At 65.0% G+C, this 7,155-nt stretch carries 9 protein-coding genes and 1 pseudogene; 2 read left to right on the forward strand and 8 right to left on the reverse strand.

From position 1 onward, the window contains the following. Window positions 1–2: 2 nt before the first annotated feature. Window positions 3–632 carry a DedA family protein gene (locus Q8N40_RS14270; protein WP_305712279.1) on the reverse strand — a complete coding sequence of 210 codons (630 nt, stop codon included), beginning with the start codon at window positions 630–632 and terminating at the stop codon, window positions 3–5. A 240-nt stretch (window positions 633–872) separates the two neighbouring features. On the opposite strand from Q8N40_RS14270, the gene Q8N40_RS14275 reads away from it, so the two are divergent. Both Q8N40_RS14275 and Q8N40_RS14280 read left to right on the forward strand, forming a co-directional pair. Beyond that, window positions 873–1,568 (forward strand): TetR/AcrR family transcriptional regulator C-terminal domain-containing protein, encoded by a 696-nt coding sequence (locus Q8N40_RS14275; protein WP_305712280.1) that lies wholly within the window; start codon window positions 873–875, stop codon window positions 1,566–1,568. A gap of 12 nt (window positions 1,569–1,580) precedes the next feature. Then, window positions 1,581–2,606 carry a fatty acid desaturase family protein gene (locus tag Q8N40_RS14280; protein ID WP_305712281.1) on the forward strand — a complete coding sequence of 342 codons (1,026 nt, stop codon included), beginning with the start codon at window positions 1,581–1,583 and terminating at the stop codon, window positions 2,604–2,606. A 13-nt stretch (window positions 2,607–2,619) separates the two neighbouring features. On the opposite strand, the gene Q8N40_RS14285 is transcribed toward Q8N40_RS14280, so the two are convergent. The 7 genes and pseudogenes from Q8N40_RS14285 to Q8N40_RS14315 form a co-directional block, all read right to left on the reverse strand. Continuing rightward, window positions 2,620–2,928, reverse strand: coding sequence for a hypothetical protein (locus Q8N40_RS14285; RefSeq protein WP_305317990.1), 309 nt, complete (start codon window positions 2,926–2,928; stop codon window positions 2,620–2,622). Between the two features lie 58 nt (window positions 2,929–2,986). After that, the gene (locus Q8N40_RS14290) at window positions 2,987–3,313 is read right to left on the reverse strand and encodes a YciI family protein (protein WP_305712282.1); all 327 of its coding nucleotides are present in this window, start codon (window positions 3,311–3,313) and stop codon (window positions 2,987–2,989) included. Window positions 3,314–3,489: 176 nt separating this feature from the next. Continuing rightward, window positions 3,490–4,188 carry an AprI/Inh family metalloprotease inhibitor gene (locus tag Q8N40_RS14295; protein ID WP_305712283.1) on the reverse strand — a complete coding sequence of 233 codons (699 nt, stop codon included), beginning with the start codon at window positions 4,186–4,188 and terminating at the stop codon, window positions 3,490–3,492. Then, complete coding sequence (locus tag Q8N40_RS14300; protein WP_305712284.1) at window positions 4,188–5,174, reverse strand: 2-hydroxyacid dehydrogenase; 987 nt, start codon at window positions 5,172–5,174, stop codon at window positions 4,188–4,190. Before Q8N40_RS14300 ends, Q8N40_RS14295 begins: the two co-directional genes overlap by 1 nt. Further along, on the reverse strand, window positions 5,174–5,965 hold the full coding sequence (locus Q8N40_RS14305) for an ABC transporter permease (RefSeq protein ID WP_305318000.1): 792 nt from the start codon (window positions 5,963–5,965) through the stop codon (window positions 5,174–5,176). The genes Q8N40_RS14300 and Q8N40_RS14305 overlap by 1 nt, the downstream gene beginning before the upstream one ends. A 41-nt stretch (window positions 5,966–6,006) precedes the next feature. After that, complete coding sequence (locus Q8N40_RS14310) at window positions 6,007–6,840, reverse strand: ABC transporter ATP-binding protein (RefSeq protein WP_305712285.1); 834 nt, start codon at window positions 6,838–6,840, stop codon at window positions 6,007–6,009. 172 nt (window positions 6,841–7,012) lie between these two features. After that, window positions 7,013–7,155: pseudogene (locus tag Q8N40_RS14315) on the reverse strand (ABC transporter substrate-binding protein); the annotation flags it as partial.

A 7,155-nucleotide genomic window follows, 5' to 3' on the forward strand; every position in this document is an offset into this window, starting at 1 on the left:
CCTCAGGTCGCCCGCTCGGCCACCCGCTCGAGCTTCTTGCTCACGAGCCAGGAGGCGCCGAGGAACAGCACCAGCATCACCAGGCCGAGGCCCGACGAGGCGTCGCTCATCACTTTCTCCGAGACGTGGCCGAAGGCATAGCCAGCCGAGACCGTCACGCAGGACCAAAGGCCCGCCGCGACGAAATTGAGCGCGAGGAAGGTGGACCAGGGCAGCCGCGACATCCCGTAGGCAAAGCCGGCGACGCCGCGAATGCCATGCGGGTAGCGGTGCAGCAGGATCATCCAGATGTAGTGACGGTCGGCCAGCCGGGCCGCGGTCTGCACCGCGCGCGTAATCCTGGAGGTGGAGGCGGACGATCCGAGCCAGCGCGTGCCGTAACGCCGCCCGATCCAGAAGCGGATGACATCGCCGGCGAAGCTGCCGATCCAGCACACCGCGATGACGCTACCGAAACTCAGCGCGCCCGAATGCGACGCGTAACCCGCGAACAGCGTCAGCAGCAGGCTGTGCGACGACGCGTACGCGAACATCAGGCTGTAGACCGTATTGCCGTGCTGGCGGATGAGCTCGAAGAACGAGGTGAGGTCGGAGGGAAACAGCAAGCGGGCTCCAGTTCGAAGGCTTGTCATCACCGTTCTCGGTGAACGGTCCGCACGGCAATAGCATGCGGCTGCGGGTTTTTTGCGGGCATCAGGGGAAAATCCCTGACTTTCGCGCGACATGCCGTCGCAGCGCGAGCGCGAGATCAGCATCGATTGGAAGTCGCGCGACAGCAGTGACTCATCGGTCGCCTTGACTGACTTGTTTGTATAACATACAAACTGCAAAAAGCCTCTATAATGGCGGCGTTGGCGCGAGCACGAGGACGCATGAGGGGCGGTTCCAGCAGCGATCGTTTGCGCGATCCCAAGCACACCGTACGCGCGACGCGGACGGCGGGCCGGCAAATGCGCTCGCGGCTGCTCGATACCGCGAGCCGGCTGTTCAAGGAGCAAGGGCTGGCGGCGGTCTCGATTGCCGCGATTGCGGCCGCGGCCGACGCCTTTCCGAGCCAGATCACCTATTACTTTCGCACCAAGGAAGCGCTGTTCGTCGAGGCCGCCTGCCGTGACGTGCTCTATGTGGCGCGCGCAGCCGAGCAGCATGCCGGCAAACAACTCTCGCCGCCGGACTACACGCGCGCGCTGGTCGACAGCGTGATGGGCGCGGACGCCGTCGGCTTCTTCGTCGAGGCGATGACGCTGACCCGCCGCCGCCAGGATCTGGCGCCGCTGGTGGAGCGAACGGTCGAACGGCTGCACGCCGAAGGCTTGCGCGCCTATGCCGCCGAGATGGCGGCGCGTGGCTGGCAGTCGCGGCTCGATCCCGAAACCAGCGCGCGGCTGTTCTGGACTATCGCGATCGGCGTCACCCTGGAAGGCCAGGCGATGGGCCGCTCAGCCGACGACCTCGCCGCCGAGATGCTGCGCCTGCTCGGCCCGCAAGCCGATGCGCCTGCCGAAGCCGCGCGGCTCAGGCTCGTCAAGACAGGAAATTCCGCTCCGAGCGATTTGCCCGAGGGCTAGGAAGGAAACGCCATGACCGCACTTCGCATGCGCGCCCGCGACATCATGAGCGAGCAGGAGCTCGTCGAGGTCCGCACACGGTCGACCTGGAAGAGCGTCGCTTTGATCGCGCATGCATGGACATTGATTTTGGGTTCGATCGCGATGGTGGCGGTGTGGCCCAATCCGCTTACCTTTATCCTGGCGGTTGCGATCATCGGCTCGCGCCAGCTCGGGCTCGCGATCCTGATGCATGACGGCGCCCATGGCTGCCTGTCGAAAAACGAGAAGCTGAACCTGTTGCTGAGCCAGTGGTTCTGCGCCTGGCCGGTGTTCGCCGAGACCAAGGCCTATCGCCGCTATCATTTGCAGCACCACGCCCGCACCCAGCAGGAGGACGATCCCGACCTGATCCTGTCGGCGCCGTTCCCGATCACGCGGCCGAGCTATCGGCGCAAGTTCTGGCGCGATATTTCGGGCCAGACCGGTTTTGCGCAGCGCAAGGCGCAATTGCTCAACGCGCTCGGCGACGCCTCGTGGCCGCCGGCGCAGCGCGCCGCGCATTTCTGGCAAAAGCTCGGTCCGCAAATCCTGTTCAATCTGGGTTTCCTGGCCGGCCTCGCCGCGGCCGGCATCTGGTGGGCCTATCCGCTGCTCTGGCTATTGCCGCTGATGACCTGGATGATGGTGATCACCCGCATCCGCAACATCGCCGAACATGCCGTCGTGCCCGACAGCAACGATCCCCTGCGCAACACCCGCACCACGCATGCCGGCTTCCTCGAGCGGCTGTTCATCGCGCCCTACTACGTCAACTATCATCTCGAACATCATCTGCTGTTCTACGTGCCCTGCTACAACCTGCCGCGCGTGCACGAGATCCTCTCGCGCAGCCCATACGCGGCGCGGATGGAAGTGCAGCCGAACTATGCCGCCGTGCTGCGGCTGGCCACCGCGAAGCCCGCCAACGAGGACAAGCCCGGCGCGCTCGTGAGCAACGTCCGGCGCTCTCGCGCCGGCGCCGCGGTCGACCGCAACCAGGTCTCGTCCGGGTTTTAGGGCGCGAATTCAGTCAGGTTTGATCGCCGTATCGCTCGGTGACCGCCGCCGCGACGAACTTTCGGCGTCCGGCGCTGCCCGGGCGCACGTCATGGGCGGCGCACCAGTCCGGGAACGTGGCGGGATCGATCGGAACGCGCAGCACGACGTGACCATAGGCCGTTAGGCCCTGCTCCATTTCCTCGGCGATCTTCAGCCATTCTTTCCAGGTCGGCGGCAGCTTGTCGCCATCGTCGAAGATTTTAAGCAGTGCCGGATAATCTTCCTCCTTGATCCAGAAGGCTCCCACCGCGGGAGGCTGCTCGTCCTCGAAATCGGTCATGCGCGTTGCTCCGGCAGATTCGGCTTTTCACTACCACGAACAGCCATGACCGCGGCAATTACTGCCACCAGTCATTACGAGTTCGCCGCTTCCGCCGCGCGGCGCCGGAGAAACGTCTGCTCGCGCCGGTTGCTCGCGAGTTCCGCCGCCGCCTCGAACGCGGCGCGGGCTTCCGCAAAGCGGCCTCGACGAAGGGGCCGTCGATCACGCTGAGCTCGCCGTCCCTGATGCGCACCTGCGCACCGGTCTCAAGCGGCATCAGCCTGCCCATGTCGATCATGCGGCCGGCCTTGATCTCGCGGTCGGCGAGCTTGCCCATCGCCTCCATCAGTTCCGGCGTCGGCATATCGGTGTGGGCGGAGGTGACGATAGACATGAAGCGCATGGTGAGAACTCCTCTGAGGCGAGCCGCGGACCCCAAGCCCTGCGGAACTGTCTCGCTATTGGGATAAGACGAACCTGCCGGCGGCGGATCGACATGGAATGGGAAAATAAATCAGCAAAAAAACCGGCCAGTCGATCACGGGGCCGACACCGCACCCTCCGGACCAGTTCGGAGATCTACTGCCGCAGCATGATCAGGGGATCGGCGCTGTCAGGCACCCGCCGCCACTGCGCATTGTCGTCGGCCTCGAACTGCCAGATGTCGCCCTTGGCCGACATCAGGATCATCTGGCCGCGATCGAGCCGCCATTTGGTCGGTGCGAAGGCCGCGACCGCGGGATCGCATCTCGGCTTGAGAAACACCTCGAAATTGTCCTGGTCGGCCTCGGTATTGGTCAGCGTCAGGCCGCAGATCACCACGCCCTTGCCGCGCACCATCGACCAGTCGCCGATCATCTGATCCATCGATTTGGCCAGCGAGCGCGCGGCGGCGAGGTTCTGCAGGATGTAGATGCCCTCACCCTGTCTCAGGCCCTCGAAAATCCCGCTCTCGACCTCGGTGAAGTCGATCACGGGCTGCCCCGCGGCATCCTGCAGCCGCACGATATCCAGTCCCTTGATGGACCAGGCGGTGATATCCCGGGTGAAGGGCAGCGCCGCCCCGCAACCCGGCTCCAGTTCGAGCTTGAAGCCCTGCGGCGAGGAGTCAGCCTTCAGCGTCACCACGCAGGTCTTGCCGCGCTCGGTGGTCGAAAGCTCCCACTGGCCGATCATTTCCTTCTTCAGGGTTGCGGCATCCTGCGATCGCGCCGGCGTAGCGGCGGCGAGCAATGCCAACAGCGCCGGCAGCACGATGCCAGAGCAACGTCGCGTCATCAGCGGCCTTTCACCGGCGTTTCCGCGACCGGCGTCAGCGGCGGCTTGCCGGAGAACCAGGCTTTCAGATTGTCGACCACCAGTTGATCCATCGCGTTGCGCGTTACCACCGAAGCCGAGCCGATATGCGGCAACAGCACGACATTCTGCATGGCGCGCAATTCCTCCGGCACCGCCGGTTCCTTGGCGAACACGTCGAGCCCGGCGGCCAGAATGGTGCCCGACTTCAGCGCCGCGATCAGGGCCTGCTCGTCGACAACAGAACCACGCGCCACGTTGATGACGACGCCGCGCGGTCCCAGCGCCTTCAACACCTCGGCGTTGATCAGGTTGGCGGTCGCGGCCCCTCCCGGCACGATCACGATCAAGGTATCGACCGCCTTCGCCATCTCGATCAGGTCGGGATAGTGCTTGTAGGACACGTCGGCGGCGGGCTTGCGCGAATGATACATCACGGGCACGCGCGAGGCGTCGAGCCGGCGGCCGATCGCCTGGCCGATCCGGCCCATGCCGACGATGCCGACCTTGCGGTCGCGCAGCGAGCCGACGCTGAGGGGATAGTTCTGCGTGTTCCAGAGCCCGGAGCGCAGATAACGGTCGGCCTTGACGAATTCACGCAAGGTCGCGATCAGAAGCCCCATCGCGACGTCGGCGACCTCCTCGGTCAGCACGTCGGGCGTATTGGTGACGACGATATCGTGTTCGCGGGCATAGGTGGAATCGACGTGGTCGTAGCCGACGCCGAACGAGGAGACGATTTCGAGCTTCGGAAACAGCGCCAGCGCCGATTTGTCGGCGCTCACGGTGTGATAGGTGACGGCGATGCCGCGGACTTTCTCCGCCACAGCCGCCAGTCGCTCGAGATCATGCTTGGTTTCGGCCGCATGCAGGACGAACTGGTCGGAAAAACCGTTCTGGAGAATGGGCCTGCCCGGCCCATAGATCAGCAGATCGATTTTTTCCGAAGAAATGTTACCGGCAGCCATCAGTTGTCCTTTCCAAGCGCACTCTCGTGCCAGCGCCGCAGCACCAGATGCGAGGTTAGCGCCAGCAGCGCATAAATGACAATCCCCGCCGCCGAGAGCAGCAGCAGGGCGGCGAACATTCGGGGAATGTTGAGACGATAGCCGGATTCGGCGATCCGGTAGGCCAGCCCCGACCCCGCGCCGGCGGAACCGGCCGCGATTTCCGCGACCACGGCGCCGATCAGCGACAGGCCGCCCGCGATCCGCAATCCGCCGAGAATATACGGCAGAGCCGCCGGCAATTTGAGATAGGCCAGCGTCTGCAGCGGGGAAGCGCCGTACAGCTGAAACAGGCCGGCCAGATTGCGATCCACCGAATTCAGCCCGAGCGTGGTGTTGGACAGCACCGGAAAGAACGCGACGATCCAGGCGCAGGCGACGACGGCGGTCTGCTGCGGCAGATAGATCAGGAGCAGCGGCGCGATCGCGATGACCGGCGTGACCTGCAGGATCACGGCATAGGGAAACAGCGAATATTCCAGCCATTTCGACTGGTTGAACAACAGCGCCAGCACGATGCCGCCAATCGCGGCGGCCAGGAAACCCTGGAGCGTGGTCAACAGCGTGGTCAGCAGCGATTGCGACAGCACCGGCCAGTCGCTGATCAGGGTCTGAAACACGACCGACGGCGCCGGCAGCACATAGGGCGGGATATCGTTGAGCCGCACCACGAGTTCCCAGGCCGCAATGCCGGCCGCCAGCACGACCACGGGAAGCAGGATACGCAGGAGCAGAAGCGGGCGGCTGCCCATATTGGCCTGCGCCGCGGCCAATGGCGGTGGTGGTGCGGCGCTCATCCGACCGACTGCCCTTGATAGGCCGGCGCCAGCGCGCTGGAAACCGTGCGGCAATAGCCGGCATAATCGGCGGAGGTGCGAAACTCCTCGGCGCGCGGCTCCGGCGCGTCGATGTGAAACTCGGCGCCGATCCGGCCGGGGCGCGCGCTCATCACGATCACCCGCTGCGACAGATACACCGACTCGAACACCGAATGCGTGACGAAGATGACGGTCTTGCGCAAGTTGCGCCACAACGCCAGCAGATCGTTGTTGAGCCTGAAACGGGTGATCTCGTCGAGCGCCGCGAACGGCTCGTCCATCAACAGGATATCGGGATCGGTCACCAGCGCGCGCGCCAGCGACACCCGCATCTTCATGCCACCGGATAATTCGCGCGGATAGGCGTCGGCGAAATCGGCAAGCCCCACCTGGGTCAGCGCCGCACTGACGCGCACCGCCGCTTGCTGAGCCGGCGCGTGCGACAATTTCAGCGGCAGCCGTACATTTTCCCGCACGCTGGTCCACGGCATCAGCGTCGGCTCCTGAAACACGAAACCGATCGACTGCCCCGCGCCACCGGCGGCTGCAGGCCGCGCCGCGTTGACAGGCCGCGCCACGCTGACACTGCCCGAACTCGGCGCGCTGAGGCCGGCGATCAGCCGCAGGGCTGTCGACTTGCCGCAGCCGGACGGCCCGAGCAGCGACACGAACTCCCCCTTGCGCACGTCGAGATCGAACGGCCCGAGCGCCGCCACGCCGTTGTCATAGACCTTGGTGACGCCGCGCAGGCTGACCGCGAGGCCGGCGCGAAGTGCGCCAAGGTCGGAGAGGGCTGCGGGCTCGGCCATCGCGCGCTAATTCTCTAAACGTTGTTGCAGCCCATCCTTCGAGACGGCCACTTCGTGGCCTCCTCAGGATGAGGTTTAACTTGTTGAAACACAACAACCTCATGCTGAGGAGCGAGCGCCGCGAGCGTCTCGAAGCATGGGCAGCCAGCGACTCATCGACCTCCGATGGCCATCACTGATTCTTGGGCCGCAGATCGAGGCCGACGCCCTTGTTGATGAAGCGAAGCGTGTAGGCCTTGCGGAAGTCGATGTCGCGGCGCACCACGCCGGCCCGCGCCATCTTGTCGAAGAAGCTGCCGACCCGCGCATCGCTCA

The sequence above is a fragment of the Bradyrhizobium sp. genome, assembly GCF_030693485.1.
Taxonomy (GTDB): domain Bacteria; phylum Pseudomonadota; class Alphaproteobacteria; order Rhizobiales; family Xanthobacteraceae; genus Bradyrhizobium.

Coding starts and splice junctions, on each gene's coding strand:
- Q8N40_RS14300 (WP_305712284.1), bottom strand. CDS start 5,174: ATGGCTGCCGGTAACATTTCTTCGGAAAAAATCGATCTGCTGATCTAT.
- Q8N40_RS14280 (WP_305712281.1), top strand. CDS start 1,581: ATGACCGCACTTCGCATGCGCGCCCGCGACATCATGAGCGAGCAGGAG.
- Q8N40_RS14310 (WP_305712285.1), bottom strand. CDS start 6,840: ATGGCCGAGCCCGCAGCCCTCTCCGACCTTGGCGCACTTCGCGCCGGC.
- Q8N40_RS14275 (WP_305712280.1), top strand. CDS start 873: ATGAGGGGCGGTTCCAGCAGCGATCGTTTGCGCGATCCCAAGCACACC.
- Q8N40_RS14290 (WP_305712282.1), bottom strand. CDS start 3,313: ATGCGCTTCATGTCTATCGTCACCTCCGCCCACACCGATATGCCGACG.
- Q8N40_RS14270 (WP_305712279.1), bottom strand. CDS start 632: ATGACAAGCCTTCGAACTGGAGCCCGCTTGCTGTTTCCCTCCGACCTC.
- Q8N40_RS14285 (WP_305317990.1), bottom strand. CDS start 2,928: ATGACCGATTTCGAGGACGAGCAGCCTCCCGCGGTGGGAGCCTTCTGG.
- Q8N40_RS14305 (WP_305318000.1), bottom strand. CDS start 5,965: ATGGGCAGCCGCCCGCTTCTGCTCCTGCGTATCCTGCTTCCCGTGGTC.
- Q8N40_RS14295 (WP_305712283.1), bottom strand. CDS start 4,188: ATGACGCGACGTTGCTCTGGCATCGTGCTGCCGGCGCTGTTGGCATTG.